Here is an 18,025-nt window from a genome sequence, read left to right as displayed (position 1 = left end):
GCATTGATTTAAATAGAAAATTTAGATCAATGCGAACTTCAATTCATAAACCGAAAATTTATCTATTTCGTTTGTACCATCATCCAGTTTGATATTTCTTCCAAAGCCAAAGGCGAAAAAGTCTGTTCAATTTTTTCATATTCTTCCGGAGAACCCGTTTTTGACTCTTGAAAAAGATGATTTAAATTAGGAAGTTCTTTTGTTGTTACATTTTTATTTCCTGCTTTCAGCAACGTTTTTTTAATAGCTTCTAAATCAACAGTTGCAGGAACTTGTATATCTTTGCTGCCGTTAAGGGCCAAAACTGGGCATTTTACTTTTGCTAAATTTACTGCCGGATCCATTTTTAAAAAATAATACATCCAGTTATTTGTAAATTGTGGCGTTAATGATTTTGCAATTTCTTCATTATATTTTGATGCAAAATAAGTCGTAACATCTTTTTTCAAATTTTCATCATTTGTTTTAGATACAAGAATGATATCATAAGCACCTCTAAAAATTTCCTGTGTTTTTTGAATATCACTTTCTGGAACTCCACTTACTCTTTCAACCGCTTCTTTTTGCAGAAGCAGTAATTTATCTCCACGAAGTCCTGGTCCTGCCAACAAAACGATAAAATCAATTGCCTTTGAATTTCCAGCAACAATTGGAGCAATTACTCCACCTTCACTATGACCAATTAATCCAATTTTATTTTTATTAATTTCCTTTCTGGTTTGTAAATAATCAACTCCAGCCTGGACATCTCTTGCAAAATCAGCAGTTGTGGATTTTGAAATATCTCCTGAAGATTGCTCAACACCGCGATCATCAAAACGCAATACAGCAAATCCTTTTTTGGTCAAAAAATCGGCTAAAACCAAAAATGGTTTGTGTCCTAAAATTTCTGAATCCCTATTTTGTCCTCCACTTCCAGAAATCAAAATCACTGCAGGAAAATTGCCTTCTTTTTTAGGAAGGGATAATGTTCCAGCTAAAACCACTTTATCTGTTTTATTTTCGAATTTCACATCTTCAGTATAATAAGGATACGGTTTTTGAGGTTCCTGAGGTCTGGCAAAAACTTGTTTCTGAATAATTTCTTTAGATAAATTAAGTTCGGTAGATTGTCCTCGTTGCGTAAATTTTCCAACAATGATATTGTCTTTATTCAAAATTCCTTCGTAAGAAATTTGCGCCTTTGGCATTTCTAATTTTAAAATAGAATTATCAAAAGAAGCTTTTCCCATAGGAATTCCTGTAACTTTCTGATCCGGACTATCCATTGTCGCACTATATCCTGATTCAGTTTTATTGACATGAAACACAACTCTTAATTGAGTTCCCGGCACCTTTAAAAGTCCGTTCCATTGTCCTGCAATTTCTTGCCCGTTCATTATAAAAGAAAGTAAAGCCGTAATTATAATAAGTATTGTTTTTATCATTTTTATTGAAATAAATAAGGTATTATTGATAATTAAGAGTTGTGATTTTTTTGTTTTTTCTCCAATTGTTTAAATTTGATGAAAGAGTATGCAACTGGTACAAAAGCTAAAGTAAATCCAATGCCAACAAAAGCTTTTGCAAAAATAAAGCCTGAAAAAATGATACCGCCAACGATGATAATCAAACCACCAAAAAACCAAAGCTTCCCGGCAAATGTATGTGTAGCTTTCCAAACTTCCTGACTTTCGAGTGTCCAAGGTGTTCTGATTCCGATAAAATAATTGGGTTGAATCACTTTAAAATAATTTCCCATTACCATCAACAGAATCCCTACTAGAATATACATTAAATTTGGATTTGAAGCCGACTGATTTTTTGAAACATATAGAAGAAATACAGCCAGTAAAGACATAAACGAAACCATAAAAAACTTCAGTTTATAAAACTTTTTTCCCATTAAAGAAATCCTTTTTTTAGGATCTAATTTTGCTGCAGCGAACATTACAGCATACATTAATACAGGAAGGATAAAAACTATTACAACCAGAAAAGACTTATTTCCCCAACTATCAATTTCTCCGTTCATATTCCAGTGAACTGGAACTCTTTCTGGAAGACTGTTCCAAATAAAAGCCAAATACGCAAACGGAATCAGAACAATTCCAATAATTGGAAGCTCTTTTTTAAATTCTAAATTCATTTTTTATTTCTTAAAAGTTAGTACCCATTGCAAAACATCTTCCATTATTGTGGTATTAATGGAGTAAATAATGAATTGCCCTTTTTTTTCGGATGTAATTAAATCGGCTCGTTTTAAAATATCTAAATGATGAGAAATACTAGGTTTCGAAATATTAAAAGCATCAGCAATTTCTCCCGCTGTCAAATCTTTCTGCTTCAACAGTTCAAGAATCTCTCTACGGGTTGCATCATTTAATGCTTTAAAAATCTCATTCATCATTTATATATTTAGACAAATATCTAAATACTTTTTTAATTGACAAAAAAAAAAGCAGTAATTTTTTACATTACTGCTTTTGATATCTATAGATATTCTTTTAAAACTTATGTTCATCTTTACTTATTACCAAAAATGAAAATAAAGAAATACAAGCGGCCGCAGTTAAATACAAACCTACATAACTCACACTATAAGTTGATGCCAGCCAAATTGCAATCATAGGTGCAAAAGCCGCTCCAAGAATTCCCGCCAAATTAAAGGTTAGAGAAGCTCCAGAATAACGAACATTCGTTGGAAACAACTCTGAAAGAAAAGTTCCCAACGGACCATAAGTAAAACCCATTAAAGCCATTCCGATACAAGCAAAAGTAGCAACTAAAGCGATATTTCCAGTACTTAAAAAATAAGAAAAGAAAAATCCGAAAATTGCAATAGCAATCGTAGCAATAATAAGCATTTTACGACGACCAATTTTATCAGCAACCACAGCCGAAACTGGAATGAAAATAGCAAAAAACAATACCGAAAATAATTGAATTAACAATCCATCTCTTTTTACAATTCCTAAATCTGAGGTTGCCCAACTCAATGTAAAAACAGTCATTAGATAAAAAACTAGAAAAGTTGTAATAGCACAAAATGTTCCAAAAATAAGTTGATTTTTATACGATTTAACCAGAGCTAAAAATGGAACTTTTACTTCCTCATGCTCTTTTTTAGAATTTTCAAACGAAGGCGTTTCACTAATTTTTGTTCTGATATAAAACCCAACAACAACTAAAAGCGAACTCGCAATAAATGGAATTCTCCATCCATAATTCATAAAATCTTCATTACTCATAACATCTGTCAACAATAAAAAAGTACCGCCCGAAAGCAGCAAACCTATTGGAGCGCCTAATTGAGGAAACATTCCATACCACGCTCGTTTATTTGGTGGTGCATTTTCAATTGCCAATAAAACAGCTCCGCCCCACTCTCCTCCTAAACCAACACCTTGTCCGAAACGACATAACATCAATAATAAAGGAGCTGCAATACCAATACTCGCATGACTTGGCAAAAATCCAATTGCAACCGTAGAAATTCCCATAGTTAATAACGCTGCAACCAAGGTAAATTTACGACCAATTTTATCTCCATAATGTCCAAAAAAAGCGGAACCTAAAGGGCGCGATAAAAAAGCGATTGAAAAAGTTGCTAAAGATTGCAGAGTCGCCATTGTTGAATCAGCACTAGGAAAAAATAATTGTGGAAAAACCAATACTGCTGCATTGGCATAAATATAAAAATCAAAAAATTCAATTGTGGTACCTATAAGGCTTCCAAAAAGAACATGTTTTAAAGAGTTTTTCTGATCAGGGCTAGTTTTCATGTAAAATAGATATAACTTTTTTTTGATTACAAAAATATAGTTTCATTATTAATAATTCACATTTAACCAAAATAGTTTCAAAACATCAATTGCTTTTTAACAAATTCAATGTGTTTTTACGTTTTACAAACTACTATTTTATCCAAATTTAAAAACCTGATTTTATGAAGTTTAAAAATCATTAACAAAAAATCAAATCATAAGCAATCGTTAAAAACGTTTTTAACTGTATATTTTCATTAAATTTACAGCTATCAAAAATAAATCTAAAATTATGCCTACCGACTGTATCAGCTATCAAAATTCAGGATATTTCTCTACCTTGATACAAGATTATTTAGATCAAAAACCAGCACTGCAATCTTTATATAATAATTTTCCAACATTGGAGAATTTCGAAAAACAAATCCAGGAAAAACAATCCAATTTTGACAACAACAATCGAATTCCTTTGGTTGAAACGCTAAAAAAACAATATCAAAATATTGAGATTTCGGATTTAACTAAGCAAAATATTGAGCTTTTAGCATTAGAAAATACTTTTACAATTACAACGGGGCATCAATTAAATTTGTTTAGCGGTCCTTTGTATTTTCTTTATAAAATCATTTCGACAATTAATTTGACCAAAGAATTAAAGTCAAAATACCCATCAAATAATTTTGTCCCAATTTATTGGATGGCGACCGAAGATCATGATTTTGAAGAAATTAATTACTTTAATTTTAAAGGAAAAAAATTCAGATGGAACAAAGAAAGCACTGGTCCGGTTGGCCGACTTTCAACTGAAGGTTTAGCTGAGTTTTTCGAAATTTATTCATTAGAATTAGGGTCAAATACAAACGCAAATACTTTAAAAAAGCTTTTTGAAGATGCTTATTTAAATCATGATAATCTCGCAGATGCAACTCGTTTTTTAGCTAACAGTTTATTCGCAAATTACGGATTAGTAATTTTGGATGCTGATGATGCTAATTTAAAACGTGCTTTTATTCCATTTGTAAAAGAAGAATTAGAGAAAAACACTTCTTATAAAGCTGTTCAAAAAACAATTGAAACTCTAAAAGATTATACAGTTCAGGTAAATCCGCGAGAAATTAATTTGTTTTATATCGAAGATGATTTACGTGAAAGAATCATTTTTGAAAACGATAAATATCACGTTAACAATACCAAAATATCATTTTCTAAAGATGAAATCTTTCAAGTTTTAGAAAACAATCCAGAGAAATTCAGCCCAAATGTAATTATGCGTCCGTTATATCAGGAAATTATTCTTCCTAATTTATGCTACATTGGCGGAGGCGGAGAGATTGCTTATTGGTTGGAATTAAAATCTTTTTTTGATGCTGTAAATATTACTTTTCCAATAATTTTAGTGCGTAATTCGGTTCTTCTTTCGACAGAAAAACAAGCTAAAAAAGCCGATAATTTAGATTTAACCTGGAAAGATTTATTCACCAAACAGGAAAATCTAGTAAATGCGATTACACACAAAATTTCAGCTTTTCCAATTGATTTAACACCTCAAAAAGAATTGCTGAAAACACAATTTGAATATCTTTACAATCTGGCCAATCAAACTGACAAATCTTTTTCTGGCGCTGTAAAAGCTCAGGAAGTAAAACAGACAAAAGGCCTTGAGAATTTAGAAAAACGCTTATTAAAAGCACAAAAAAGAAAATTAAGCGATCAATTAGAACGAGTAATCGACTTGCAATGTGAATTGTTCCCAAATAATAGTTTACAAGAACGTCAAAGCAATTTTTCTGAATTTTATCTGGAAAAAGGCGAACAATTAATTCCGCTTTTAATCCAAAAACTAAAACCATTAGAAATGAATTTTAATATTATAACAATTTAAAAAACAATAAAATAATAATTCTGAGAACCAAATAACCACCTATCTTCTCAAAATTATTATCCAATAAACCAAATAGCGATTTTTAAAATTATTAACTAACCTATTTACCCTAAACCAATGGTAAAAGAACGCTTAATTTCGCTAGATGTCTTTCGCGGACTCACTATTTTATTAATGACAATTGTCAACAATCCCGGAGACTGGGGCAATGTTTATCCGCCGTTACTACACGCCGAATGGAATGGTTGCACGCCAACCGACTTAGTTTTTCCATTTTTTGTATTTATTATGGGAGTTGCCGTACCTCTTGCAATGCCTGATAAATTCTACGACAACACCACTTTCAACAAAATTCTGATTCGTTCTTTAAGAATGTTCTGTCTTGGAATCTTCTTTAATTTTTTTGGAAAAATTCAGTTATTTGGGCTTGAAGGAATTCCTCTTTTAATTGGGCGTTTAGCCATCACTATTGCTGTTGGCTATGCTTTAATGGGAAATTTTAGTTCAAAAATCAAAAACATTTTAGCATTTTCAATTCTGATTATTTACTTATTTCTGGCTTACAGTGGCATTGAAGCTTATCAAGATGTCAGACTTCCAGGAGTTTTACAACGAATCGCAATTGTCTATTTTGTAGTTTCACTTTTATATTTGAAAACTTCTCAAAAAACTCAAATTATTACCGGAATAGTTTTGTTACTCGGATATTGGGCATTAATGACACTAATTCCAGTTCCCGGAATCGGAGAAGCTAATCTTGATAAAGGAACAAATCTCTCTGCGTGGCTTGATGGCGTTTTATTAAAAGGACACATGTACCGAGGCACAGTGACTTGGGATCCTGAAGGAATTTTAAGTACCCTTCCATCAATTGTAAACGGAATTATTGGTCTATTGATTGGGAAAATTCTGCAATTAGATACAACCAAAATTCAAAAAGCCCAAAAAATGGGTATTGCAGGAACCGTACTTATATTTTTTGGTTTGCTTTGGGATGTTGTTTTCCCAATAAATAAATCAATCTGGACCAGCAGTTACGTTTTGTATACAACAGGACTGGCGACAGTATTTTTAACCGTTTTGTATTTAATAATCGATATCAAAGATTATAAAAAAGGATTTAAACTGTTTTTAATCTGGGGAGTAAATCCAATGATTGTATTTTTTACATCACAGATTATTCCGCAGGCTTTAGTAATGATTGAATTCCAAAATCCGCATGCTCCTTCAGAAAAAATCAACTTATTAAATTATCTGTACAGCTTCTGGATTGCACCATTTTTTAATAATCCAATGACAGCTTCATTAGCTGGCGCATTAGTTTATGTAGGCATTTGGACATTTATCTTATGGATATTCTACAGAAATAAATTAATATTTAAAGTATAATTTTCCTTATCAAATTATCAAGAGGCGGACGGTTGTCTGCCTCTTTTTTTATGGCAATATTCATAATTGAGACTTTTCTTAATCAAAACACCATTCTAACCTATTTAAATTATGAATTTATTAAAATCAATTCACAAAAAAAGTCTACTTTTGCACAAAATTAAAAATAAGCAATAAAATGGCAACAAATAGAACTTTTACAATGATTAAACCAGATGCTGTTGCAAACGGACACATCGGGAATATCTTAGCAATGATTACTAATGGAGGTTTCAAAATCGTTTCATTAAAATTAACTCAATTAACTGTAGCTGATGCTAAAGCATTTTACGCAGTTCACGCAGAAAGACCTTTTTACGGAGAATTAGTTGAATTTATGTCACGCGGACCAATTGTTGCTGCAATTTTAGAAAAAGACAACGCAGTAGAAGATTTCAGAACTTTAATTGGAGCGACAAACCCAGCTGAAGCTGCTGAAGGAACTATTCGTAAAGCATATGCTACTTCTATCGGAGAAAATGCAGTTCACGGTTCTGACAGCGATGAAAACGCTGCAATCGAAGGTGCATTCCACTTTGCTGGAAGAGAGCAATTCTAATTAGACTTCTTAGACAGTTAGAATTTTAGACTGTCTTAGATCTTAAAATAAAAAATAAACCCACTTCAATGAAGTGGGTTTTATTTTTTTGACAATTTATTTTAAAACAATCTAAAATCTAAGTAAATCTGTAAGTCTAAAATTCTAAGAAGTCTAAGCGAGTCTAACGCAAAACCACATCCTTCACCACCTCACGGCCCAATTCTTCATTAATCATCTTTACGATTTTTGATTTTCCGTGGCTTAATTCTTCCCTTAAAACAGCCGAACCCAATTCAACATAAAGCGTACTTCCTTTCAAAACAACATTTCTCGTGTATGTTTTAACTCCATTTCCCATTAAATTTGTCCACGCCTCTTTTACATCAATTTGATCCATTCCAGGTTGCAATTTATTCACCTGAATAATCTGCTGCAAAACAGCTCCAATCGTACTTTCGTTATTTAGTCTTTTCGCCATCATTCAAAATATTAATTGGTTCCGCTTTTTTATAATGATATTCTTTGTTCTGATCATTTTTCACCACAAATTCCTTATCAGAAATTGAAATTAATTCCTCACTCCATTTGGCATAACTCGTTTTATAATCCAAAAAAGTCCCTTTATCCGTAAATCTAACTGATACATTTTCAAAAGTATTTGTTGTCAAAAAAGTTCCATCCAGTTGCGCCATCACTTTTGTCCTTGTTCCTTTAGTACCTTTAATATTAAAAAAATCAAAGTTTTCATTCATTCCGTACGCCTTCTCTTCACCTTTATCAAAAACTACTTTTTCAATTTCCCAATATCCATTCAGTTTTGCAATGTCTGCGGGCTTTATTTCCTGTTTGCAACTCACAAACAAAAGCGATAAAACCAAAATCATAAAAGTGTTTTTCATAAATAATTTATAATATTAATAAGGAGCTGTTTCCTGCTGTCCGCTGTATCTTTTATGGTGAACCCCACCATAAAAGGATGCCGCTCCCATCAGGGCTAGGGCTCCCGTTTTCAAAAGAAAATTTAGTGAATTACAAAGGTAACTTTATATCATATAAAAGAAATAAAAATTTACAAAACCCATTAAACTATTTTACATATTTTTGGTCAAACCCCAAACCTAAACCAAAAAAACATGACCAAAACTATTTGTACCATCCTGACAATCTTATTGTTTGTAAGTTGCAGCAAAGATTCTACTGAACCAGAAACATCTCCTTCAGAAAGTATGTATTTCCCGCCCTTAACAGGAAATACTTGGGAAACAAAATCAATAGCCGATTTAAAATGGAATCAAAATGCCGTTCAGCCTCTTTTGGATTATTTACAGCTCAAAAACTCCAAATCGTTCATAATCTTAGTTAACGGCCGAATCGTATTAGAAAATTACTTCAACGGACATTCAGCAACAACACCATGGTATTGGGCCAGTGCCGGAAAAACATTGACTTCAACCGTTACCGGAATTGCACAACAAGAAAATTTATTAAATATAAATGATAAAGTTTCAAAATATCTGGGCACTGGCTGGACAAGCGAAACATTAGCACAGGAAAACCTAATTACCTGCAAACATTTATTAACGATGACATCAGGATTAGACGACAGCACAGATGATGTTGAACCTGCCAATTTAAAATACAAAGCCGATGCCGGTTCTCGATGGGCATATCACAATGTATACGTAAAGTTACAAGATGTTGTCGAAAAAGCAAGCGGACAAAAATGGGAAACCTATTTCAACAGTAAATTAAGAGACAAAATCGGAATGAACGGTAATTGGGTTCAAATCGATGTCAACAGCGTCTATACCAGCAACACAAGAAGCATGGCGCGTTTTGGGCTTTTAATGCTAAATAAAGGAAAATGGGAGAACAACACCATCTTGAACGAAGCTTATTTCAATGAAACCACAACAACCTCACAAAACATCAATTTAGGCTATGGCTATTTATGGTGGCTAAACGGAAAAACTTCCTACCATTTACCACAATCGCAACTTACTTTTCAGGGAAGTGTAATTCCGACTGGTCCAAGCGATATGTTTATGGCTTTAGGGAAAAATGATCAAAAGATTTACGTAATTCCGAGCAAAAAAATGGTTGTAATCAGAATGGGCGATGCAGCAGATAACCAAAATCTTGCACTATCCGATTTTGACAAAACACTTTGGGAAAAAATTAATGCTTTATATCAATAAAAAAGAGTTTTTAAATGGGAAAGGCGATTTAAAACTTTTCCCATTTAAAAACTCATTCTATTTTCAGAAAATAAAAACTGAAAAAATTATCGTTTGGTTTTCATTCTTTTTAGAACTCCCATAAAAAAGAATCCTATTCCAAGAACCAATAAAATATAGTAAAAAGAAAGACTGTTATCTCTTAACACATTTGCTAAAACGAAACATATAACGCTTGCGAAATAAAATGCTACAGGCGATAGATTTTTTAAAGATTCTAAACTCATTTTTAATTATTTAAAGAAACTGTCAACGAATTCATATTTATTGAAAACCTGCAAGTCTTCAATTCCTTCACCAACACCAATATATTTTACAGGAATTTTAAATTGGTCCGAAATACCAATTACAACTCCGCCTTTTGCTGTTCCATCTAATTTAGTAACTGCTAACGAAGTAACTTCTGTCGCTGCAGTAAATTGTTTTGCTTGTTCAAAAGCATTTTGACCTGTTGAACCATCCAAAACTAAAAGTACGTCGTGCGGAGCATCAGCAACTACTTTCTGCATTACACGTTTTACTTTTGTCAACTCGTTCATTAAGTTGATTTTATTATGCAAACGTCCAGCGGTATCAATAATAACAACATCGGCATTTTGAGCTACAGCAGATTGTAAAGTATCAAACGCTACAGACGCAGGATCACTTCCCATATTTTGTCTTACGATTGGCACATCAACTCGATCTGCCCAAACTTGCAATTGATCAATTGCAGCAGCGCGAAAAGTATCAGCAGCACCTAAAACAACTTTGTGGCCTGCTTTCTTAAACTGATAAGCTAATTTTCCAATTGTTGTTGTCTTCCCTACTCCGTTTACTCCCACAACCATTAAAACGTAAGGCTTTTTATCTTTCGGAACTTCAAATTCTGTTGCTTCGCCAGTATTGGTTTCAGACAATAACGCTCCAATTTCATCTCTAAGAATCTGATTCAATTCGTCAGTCCCTAAATATTTATCTTCAGCAACACGTTTTTCGATTCTCTCGATAATTTTCAAAGTTGTATTTACTCCAACATCCGAAGCCACAAGAACTTCTTCCAAATTATCTAAAACATCATCATCAACTTTAGATTTTCCGGCAACGGCTTTACTTAACTTTGAGAAAAAAGTAGTTTTTGTTTTTTCAAGACCTTTGTCTAAAGTCTCTTTTTTTTCGGTAGAGAATAATTTTTTAAAAAAACTCATTTTTTTTGTAGATTTTTTGATTATTAGATTTCTTGATTTTCAAATCAGAAATCTAAATCTTTAAAGAAAGTGCAATTGTTTCTCAAAAAAAAGCCAATTGTTACGATTCTCTAAATTTTTAGACAAATATAGGTAATAAAAAAGCTACTTCCGAATGAAAGTAGCTTTTCTATATAATGTAATTGTAATTATTTCTTTTTCAAGAATTCATCAACTTCTTCAGGAGCCATAATAGATTCTACGAATGTATATGCACCAGTTTTAGGAGATTTTACCATTTTGATGGCTTTTGATAATCTCTTAGAAGATGTTTGTAACGATGCTACGGTTTTCTTTGCCATGATTCAAATGTTATTTGAAGTTTTATAAAACTCAAATGGCCAAACCACTGAGACTTATAAATCTCTAATTATTACTTAATTTCTTTATGAACAGTTACTCTTTTCAAGATTGGATTAAATTTTTTAATCTCTAATCTGTCTGGAGTATTTTTTTTGTTCTTAGTTGTAATATATCTAGAAGTTCCTGGAACACCAGAAGTCTTGTGCTCAGTACATTCTAAAATTACTTGGATTCTATTACCTTTCTTTGCCATCTTGCTATATATTTATTTAGGAAAAGATTATTTGATAAATCCTTCTGACTGTGCTTTTTTCAAAACAGCAGTGATTCCATTTTTATTAATTGTTTTTATCGTAGATGCTGCTACTCTAAGAGTAATCCATCTATCTTCTTCTGGAAGATAAAAACGCTTTTTAACTAAGTTTACAGAAAACTTTCTCTTAGTTTTGTTCATAGCGTGAGAAACGTTATTTCCTACCATCGCTCTTTTACCTGTAAGGTCACAAACTCTTGACATTATACTTATCTTTTATCGTTATTCAAAATCAGGGTGCAAAGAAAAGAAAAATAAACCATTGTAGCAAAAAATTATTGCACAATTTTTAAAATTTCTTTCTGTAATATTTCTAAACTCTTAATAGTCGCTCTATCTATCACTTTTTCACGTGGTTGACCAAAGTTAAATTCTTCTACAATTATATCATCTGGTGTTGCCAAAGCTATAAAAACAGTACCAATTTCAGCATCTGAGTCACCTTTTGACGGTCCGGCGTTGCCGGTTGTCGCAATTGCATAGTCCGTTTTAAGCATCTCTTTCACGCTCAAAGCCATAGCCTTTGCAACCTCTGCACTTACAACCGAATATTCATCAATTAAATCTTGCGAAATACCCAAAACATTGACCTTAGCTTCTGTTGCGTACGAAACAACGCTTCCTTTGAAATATTTTGACGAACCTTGCACAGAAGACAAAAGCGAAGCAATTCTTCCTCCGGTACAGCTTTCCGCAGTTGAAATTGTTTTATTTTGTTTCGAAAGCAGTTTGCCAATTACAGTTTCAATTGTTTCATTTTCTTCATAACCGACTATTATATCATGAATTATCGCATCCAACGACCGAACATTGTCTTCAATTGCTTTTTCTAATTCTTCTTTATCAGTTCCTCTTGCAGTTAAACGCAAACGCACTCTTCCCGGATTTGGCAAATAAGCCAATTTGATAAAATCCGGCAAGTTATTTTCCCATTCCTCAATACGTTCCGCAACTAAACTTTCACCCTGACCATAGGTCAAAATGGTTTTATGAATGATATAGGGACGTTTGTATTCTCTAACTATTTTTGGAATTATCTCCTCTTCAACCAAATATTTCATTTCATACGGAACTCCCGGAAGCGAAACAAATACAGTATTTTCCTTTTTCATCCACATTCCAGGTGCGGTTCCAACCTGATTATGAAGAACTGTGCAAGTTGAAGGCACCAAAGCCTGATCTTTATTCAATTGTGAAATTGGTCTTTTATAAAAACCTTCAATCAATTGTGTTACGTGCGCCAAAACTTCTGGATTAACAACTAACTCATCATCAAAATATTCGCAGAATGTTTTTTTAGTAACATCATCTTTTGTCGGGCCTAAACCACCGGTTACAATAACAATATCAACTTTGTTTTGAAGTTGGGAAAAAGCATCTAAAATATGTTTTTTATCGTCACTTATTGAGATCATTTCCGTTACTTCAACTCCAATTCGGTCTAATGATTTCGCAATAAAACCTGAATTCGTATCAATAATCTGACCTATTAATATTTCGTCCCCTATAGTTATAATAGTTGCTTTCATAACATTAAAATGCTTTATTATTTCTTACTTAAGTAAGCCAAAAATTTACAATGGAATATTTTTAAACTTTGTTTTTGGGGAGGTATTAAAACGCCTTTACAAGTCAAAAGCCGCTTTCACAAAATTCATGAATAATAATCTTAACTTATTCCTGTTTTTTTTTGCAACAGGAATAAATCAGATTTTAAATTTTAAAGATCAAAGTCTTTTTTTATTTCTTTTATTGCTTCTTTTACTTGTATTCTAATACTCTTAAAAGTTTCAACAATATCTTTTTTCTTGCCTTCAGCTTTTGTCCATGCTTCTACTTGAAGAATTTCTTCAAAAGCTACATTCAAGCCCATCAAATCCAATGTAGGCTTTATTTTGTGCGCGTATGAATAGGCATATTTATGATCCTTTTTCTTAATTCCTTCTTTGATTTGCTTTAAATCTTCAGGAACTTCAGTAACAAATAATTTAAGAATTTCATTTACAAATTCCGGATCATTATCTGAAAGCGCATATACTTTCGAAAGGTTATACTTTAAAGCCATTATTTTACTTGTATTCTGAATAATTTTTTATCTTCTAAAAATCCTTCTAAAACATCATTTGGTTTTACAGCAGCAACACCTTCGGGAGTTCCTGTAAAAATAATATCTCCAATTTTTAATGTGAAAAACTGCGAAACATACGACACAAGTTCATCAATTTTCCACAACATCAAACTTGTATTTCCTTTTTGAACTGTTTTAGAATTGTTTGTTAACTCAAAAGTAAGATTTTCCATAGAAACGAAATCACTTTTTGGTAAAAAATCTCCAATGACCGCAGAACCGTCAAATGCTTTTGCTTTTTCCCAAGGCAATCCTTTTGCTTTCAATTTATCTTGTAAATCTCTGGCAGTAAAATCGATACCAACACTAATCTCATCATAATACTTATGAGCAAACTTTGGTTCGATATACTTTCCTACTTTGTTAATTTTAACAATTATCTCTATTTCGTGATGAATCTCCTCAGAAAATTCTGGAATTACAAACGGATGTTGTTTTAACAAAACTGCAGAATCCGGTTTCATAAAAACCACAGGTTCATCTGGACGTTCATTTTTTAATTCCGCAATATGATTGGTATAATTTCTACCGATGCAAATAATCTTCATTTCTTTTTAAGTTGCTAAGATTCTAAGACACTAAGACACTAAGAACTTAGCGCCTTAGAATCTTAGCACCTCAGAACCTTATTTCGTATTTAATTTTCTTAATTTAATTCCTGTCAAAACTTTTTTGGTATACAAAGGGAAATCTGCATTTTGAATCCAGCTGAAATACCCCGGTTCTGTTTCTAAAACTTTTTCAACTTTGGCGCCTTTGTGTTTTCCGAAAGTAAAAATTTCATCATCATCTTGATCAAAAGCAATCATTCCGGCAAAATCAGCAATTTTTTTACGTGTTGTAAATTCAGACAACACTTTCATATCATTTTCCAATTCCGGATAACGATCTAATTGTGCTTTTAAAATTTCGTAAGTTGCCATTGTATCTGCTTCTGCAGAATGTGCATTTTCAAGACTTTTTCCACAATAGAATTTTAGGGCCGCACTTAAGGTACGCTCTTCCATTTTATGAAAAATAGTCTGGACATCTACCGAAACCTTATTTTTCATATCAAAATCAACTCCCGCACGAAGCAATTCTTCGGCCAAAAGCGGAATATCAAAACGATCTGAGTTAAAACCTCCCAAATCACTATCTTTTATCATATTATGAATATGTGGAGCCAGTTCTAAAAAAGTCGGCTCGTTTGCCACTTTTTCATCGGTGATACCATGAACAGCTGTAGTTTGTGGCGGAATTGGAATAGTAGGATTCACCAACCATGTTTTGCTTTCCTTATTTCCGTTTGGAAAAACTTTAAATATTGAAATTTCTACGATACGATCTTTACCGATATCAATTCCAGTTGTTTCAAGATCAAAAAAGCAAATTGGTTTGTTAAGTTTTAATTCCATTTTAATTTTTATAAGATTACAAATGTAAATTTTAAAGCCGACTTTTCCGACCCTATTTTTATTTTTTTGCCCACAATTAGACTATTTTTTAAATTTTAACTTCAAAAAAGAATCTAAAATAGCGTTGTCTAAAATTTATTTTTCTATTTTTTTACTAATAAAAAACCCGGAAAACGAAATCATTTTCCGGGTCTAAAATTTATTCATGAATAGATTAGAAATCTCTATCTACATCAAAAGCTTCTAAATATTCTGCTACTCTTTTCACAAAACTTCCTCCTAATGCACCATCAACAACTCTATGGTCATAAGAGTGCGACAAGAACATTTTTTGACGAATTCCGATAAAATCACCTTCTGGAGTTTCAATAACAGCAGGAACTTTACGAATTGCTCCAAGTGCTAAAATTCCAACTTGTGGTTGATTGATAATTGGCGTTCCAAAAACACTTCCAAAAGTTCCCACATTTGTAACGGTATAAGTTCCACCTTGTGTATCGTCTGGTTTTAGTTTTCCAGCTTTTGCACGGTTTCCTAAATCATTAACCGCTTTTGCCATTCCAACAAGATTTAACTGATCTGCATTTTTAATTACAGGAACAATTAAATTTCCGTTTGGTAAAGCTGCCGCCATTCCTAAGTTTATATTTTTCTTTTTAATAATATAATCACCATCAACAGAAATGTTCATTCCAGGGAAATCTTTAAGCGCTTTTGCAACCGCTTCCATCATGATTGGCGTAAAAGTCAATTTCTCACCTTCTCTTTTTTCGAAAGCTGTTTTAACTTTATCTCTCCATTTTACAATGTTTGTTACGTCAACCTCAATAAACGATTGTACGTGTGCTGAAGTCTGAACCGAAGCTACCATGTAACCTGAAATCAGTTTACGCATTCTGTCCATTTCAATAATTTCGTCACCTCCATTTACTGAAACCGGAACTGCCTGCTGGCTTTTTTGAACCACTGGCTCTGCTGCTTGGACTACTTTTGGAGTTTCAACAACAACTTTTGGCGCTTCTTCAACCGCTTTTGGTGCTTGAACAACTCCTGATTTACGGTCTTCAACATATTTTAAAATATCTTCTTTAGTAACTCGTCCATCTTTTCCTGAGCCCTGAATACCATTAAGTTCAGCAACAGAAACCCCTTCTTCTTTAGCAATATTTTTTACTAATGGAGAAAAGAATTTGTCCGATGAAGCAAAATCATGAGGAGCACTTACTGTTTCTTTTACTGCTTCAATTGTTTTTTCAATTTCTGCCGCTGCTACCGGAACTGCTGCTTCTTCAACTTTTGTTTCAGTTGGAGCATCACCTTCTGTTTCAATAATTGCAATAGTTTGCCCTACCTGAACTAGATCATCTTTACCAAATAACTGTTCAACTAAAACTCCTGATACCTCGCTTGGCACTTCGCTGTCAACTTTATCAGTCGCAATTTCCAGTACAGCTTCATCAGCTTCAATTCTGTCTCCAACTTCTTTCAACCAGTTTGTAATAGTTGCTTCAGCGACACTTTCTCCCATTTTAGGAAGTTTTAATTCAAATCTTGCCATATTGTTAACCTCAAGGGTGATTTTGATTTTCAGATTGCGAAATTACCGAATTTTTTAAATATAAATTACATTTAATATAATTTTTTACTCAATTTTTACAATTTGCCCTCTGTCATTTCGAGAATTGCTTCCAATAATAAAATTTGCTTTTTTGGGGAAAATCTTAAAAGTAACGTTCTTATCTTTAAGAGTTTCTATGATTTTGATACATTTTTTGAATGAAACGTACTGATTATCTAAAATAATCTCAACCTTTTTACCCTTAAAAACGTGGCACGAATTTACCATTTTTTCTTTTTTGAAATCTAAAAACTCCACTTTATTTTTCAGAATTGCAGGCAATTTTTCAGACAAAATACTATTTGAAGAATAAAAAATATACTTTTCTGGCAAAAGTTTTCGTTTTGGTTTTCCTTGAAACATTTTAGCAAAAGCAAAAAACCAAATTCCGATTTGAATAAAAGCACTAAAAAACAATGACTTCTTGAAATGCTTTTTATAAAAGAAATTCATTGCCTCCTGAAAACGTTTCATGTATTTTTCATCTTTTATAGTACTTTCACCTTTATAATGCAAAACTGTTGTTTCATGAAAATAGTAATTTGACTTTTGTTTGAGCAACGCACGATACGACAAATCGATATCATCGGCATACATAAAACAATTTTCGTCAAAACCTTTTAAATCCAGATAAAGTTCCCGTTTCATAAACATAAATGCACCAACAAGAATTTCAACTTTTCCGCTCTCATTTTCGTCAATATGCTGTGCATAATATTGATTGAAAATTTTCCATTTTGGAAAGATTTTATACAAACCTAAAACTTTCGTAAAAGCAACCCAAGGCGTTGGAATACCACGTTTACTTTCAGGCAAAAAACTTCCTGTTCCGTCAATAAGTTTGCACCCAATTATCCCTAAATCTTTTTTTTCTTCGGCGAAAGCCAAAATTTTAGTAAAAGTATCTTCAGCAACTACTGTATCGGGATTCAAAATACAAATATATTTCCCTTTTGCTGCCGCAACTCCAATATTATTTCCTTTTGGAAAACCGAAATTTTCTTTGTTTTGAATAAGTTTTACTGAAGGAAACTTTTCCTGAATCATCAAACAGGAATTATCTGTCGAATTATTATCAACAACAATAATCTCAGCATCGAGTGCAATAATTGCTTCCTGAACGCTTAAAACGCATTGTTCCAGAAAGTATCTTACATTATAATTAAGAATTATTACCGATAATTGCATGAAAATTTTGGGCTGATG

At 32.6% G+C, this 18,025-nt stretch carries 20 protein-coding genes; 4 read left to right on the top strand and 16 right to left on the bottom strand.

Translation table 11 applies throughout. The features are described 5' to 3' along the window. Positions 1–62: 62 nt before the first annotated feature. From ACNFIH_RS18035 to ACNFIH_RS18020, 4 genes are all read right to left on the bottom strand, one after another. Entirely contained in the window at positions 63–1,427 is a 1,365-nt protein-coding gene (locus ACNFIH_RS18035) for an alpha/beta hydrolase family protein (protein ID WP_426484171.1), read from the bottom strand. A 32-nt stretch (positions 1,428–1,459) separates the two neighbouring features. Further along, entirely contained in the window at positions 1,460–2,128 is a 669-nt protein-coding gene (locus ACNFIH_RS18030; protein WP_426484170.1) for an SdpI family protein, read from the bottom strand. Between the two features lie 3 nt (positions 2,129–2,131). Further along, positions 2,132–2,386 (bottom strand): autorepressor SdpR family transcription factor, encoded by a 255-nt coding sequence (locus ACNFIH_RS18025; RefSeq protein ID WP_035648174.1) that lies wholly within the window; start codon positions 2,384–2,386, stop codon positions 2,132–2,134. 100 nt (positions 2,387–2,486) lie between these two features. After that, a complete protein-coding gene (locus tag ACNFIH_RS18020; protein ID WP_426484169.1) occupies positions 2,487–3,764 on the bottom strand; it encodes an MFS transporter in 1,278 nt (425 codons plus the stop codon). 274 nt (positions 3,765–4,038) lie between these two features. Here ACNFIH_RS18020 and bshC point away from each other — a divergent pair, with 274 nt between their 5' ends. The 3 genes from bshC to ACNFIH_RS18005 all read left to right on the top strand — a co-directional run bounded on the left by bshC (position 4,039) and on the right by ACNFIH_RS18005 (position 7,615). Next, the gene (bshC, locus tag ACNFIH_RS18015) at positions 4,039–5,628 is read left to right on the top strand and encodes a bacillithiol biosynthesis cysteine-adding enzyme BshC (protein ID WP_426484168.1); all 1,590 of its coding nucleotides are present in this window, start codon (positions 4,039–4,041) and stop codon (positions 5,626–5,628) included. A gap of 117 nt (positions 5,629–5,745) precedes the next feature. Further along, positions 5,746–7,017 (top strand): acyltransferase family protein, encoded by a 1,272-nt coding sequence (locus ACNFIH_RS18010; RefSeq protein WP_426484167.1) that lies wholly within the window; start codon positions 5,746–5,748, stop codon positions 7,015–7,017. 178 nt (positions 7,018–7,195) lie between these two features. Next, positions 7,196–7,615 carry a nucleoside-diphosphate kinase gene (locus ACNFIH_RS18005; RefSeq protein ID WP_031456090.1) on the top strand — a complete coding sequence of 140 codons (420 nt, stop codon included), beginning with the start codon at positions 7,196–7,198 and terminating at the stop codon, positions 7,613–7,615. 163 nt (positions 7,616–7,778) lie between these two features. Here the strand turns inward: ACNFIH_RS18005 and ACNFIH_RS18000 are convergent, their stop codons facing one another. Beyond that, positions 7,779–8,075, bottom strand: a complete 297-nt coding sequence (locus tag ACNFIH_RS18000) for a DUF721 domain-containing protein (protein ID WP_142451307.1) — start codon at positions 8,073–8,075, stop codon at positions 7,779–7,781. Then, positions 8,056–8,496, bottom strand: coding sequence for a hypothetical protein (locus ACNFIH_RS17995; protein WP_426484166.1), 441 nt, complete (start codon positions 8,494–8,496; stop codon positions 8,056–8,058). The genes ACNFIH_RS18000 and ACNFIH_RS17995 overlap by 20 nt, the downstream gene beginning before the upstream one ends. A 234-nt stretch (positions 8,497–8,730) precedes the next feature. Between ACNFIH_RS17995 and ACNFIH_RS17990 the strand changes: the two genes are divergently transcribed. Then, a complete protein-coding gene (locus ACNFIH_RS17990; protein ID WP_426484165.1) occupies positions 8,731–9,795 on the top strand; it encodes a serine hydrolase domain-containing protein in 1,065 nt (354 codons plus the stop codon). 272 nt (positions 9,796–10,067) lie between these two features. Here ACNFIH_RS17990 and ftsY read toward each other — a convergent pair whose 3' ends face one another. The 10 genes from ftsY to ACNFIH_RS17940 form a co-directional block, all read right to left on the bottom strand. Beyond that, positions 10,068–11,021, bottom strand: coding sequence for a signal recognition particle-docking protein FtsY (ftsY, locus tag ACNFIH_RS17985; protein ID WP_035647842.1), 954 nt, complete (start codon positions 11,019–11,021; stop codon positions 10,068–10,070). Positions 11,022–11,209: 188 nt separating this feature from the next. Next, positions 11,210–11,362: a DUF4295 domain-containing protein gene (locus tag ACNFIH_RS17980; RefSeq protein WP_008468081.1), complete on the bottom strand. Its 153-nt coding sequence runs from the start codon at positions 11,360–11,362 to the stop codon at positions 11,210–11,212. Between the two features lie 71 nt (positions 11,363–11,433). Then, on the bottom strand, positions 11,434–11,616 hold the full coding sequence (gene rpmG / locus ACNFIH_RS17975; protein ID WP_008253902.1) for a 50S ribosomal protein L33: 183 nt from the start codon (positions 11,614–11,616) through the stop codon (positions 11,434–11,436). Positions 11,617–11,643: 27 nt separating this feature from the next. Further along, on the bottom strand, positions 11,644–11,880 hold the full coding sequence (gene rpmB, locus ACNFIH_RS17970) for a 50S ribosomal protein L28 (protein WP_008468080.1): 237 nt from the start codon (positions 11,878–11,880) through the stop codon (positions 11,644–11,646). 71 nt (positions 11,881–11,951) lie between these two features. Continuing rightward, a complete protein-coding gene (locus ACNFIH_RS17965) occupies positions 11,952–13,205 on the bottom strand; it encodes a competence/damage-inducible protein A (RefSeq protein ID WP_426484164.1) in 1,254 nt (417 codons plus the stop codon). 191 nt (positions 13,206–13,396) lie between these two features. Next, on the bottom strand, positions 13,397–13,741 hold the full coding sequence (locus ACNFIH_RS17960) for an Hpt domain-containing protein (RefSeq protein WP_426484163.1): 345 nt from the start codon (positions 13,739–13,741) through the stop codon (positions 13,397–13,399). Beyond that, complete coding sequence (locus tag ACNFIH_RS17955) at positions 13,741–14,352, bottom strand: fumarylacetoacetate hydrolase family protein (RefSeq protein ID WP_035647849.1); 612 nt, start codon at positions 14,350–14,352, stop codon at positions 13,741–13,743. Before ACNFIH_RS17955 ends, ACNFIH_RS17960 begins: the two co-directional genes overlap by 1 nt. Before the next feature lie 78 nt (positions 14,353–14,430). Further along, complete coding sequence (locus ACNFIH_RS17950) at positions 14,431–15,201, bottom strand: exonuclease domain-containing protein (RefSeq protein ID WP_426484162.1); 771 nt, start codon at positions 15,199–15,201, stop codon at positions 14,431–14,433. A gap of 214 nt (positions 15,202–15,415) precedes the next feature. Beyond that, positions 15,416–16,759, bottom strand: a complete 1,344-nt coding sequence (locus tag ACNFIH_RS17945) for a dihydrolipoamide acetyltransferase family protein (protein ID WP_426484161.1) — start codon at positions 16,757–16,759, stop codon at positions 15,416–15,418. Between the two features lie 84 nt (positions 16,760–16,843). Continuing rightward, the gene (locus tag ACNFIH_RS17940; RefSeq protein ID WP_426484160.1) at positions 16,844–18,007 is read right to left on the bottom strand and encodes a glycosyltransferase family 2 protein; all 1,164 of its coding nucleotides are present in this window, start codon (positions 18,005–18,007) and stop codon (positions 16,844–16,846) included. Between the last annotated feature and the right edge of the window lie 18 nt (positions 18,008–18,025).

Source organism: Flavobacterium sp. 2 (assembly GCF_049949195.1).
In the GTDB taxonomy this organism is placed as follows: domain Bacteria; phylum Bacteroidota; class Bacteroidia; order Flavobacteriales; family Flavobacteriaceae; genus Flavobacterium.
This window is presented reverse-complemented; position numbering and strand designations above follow the sequence as displayed.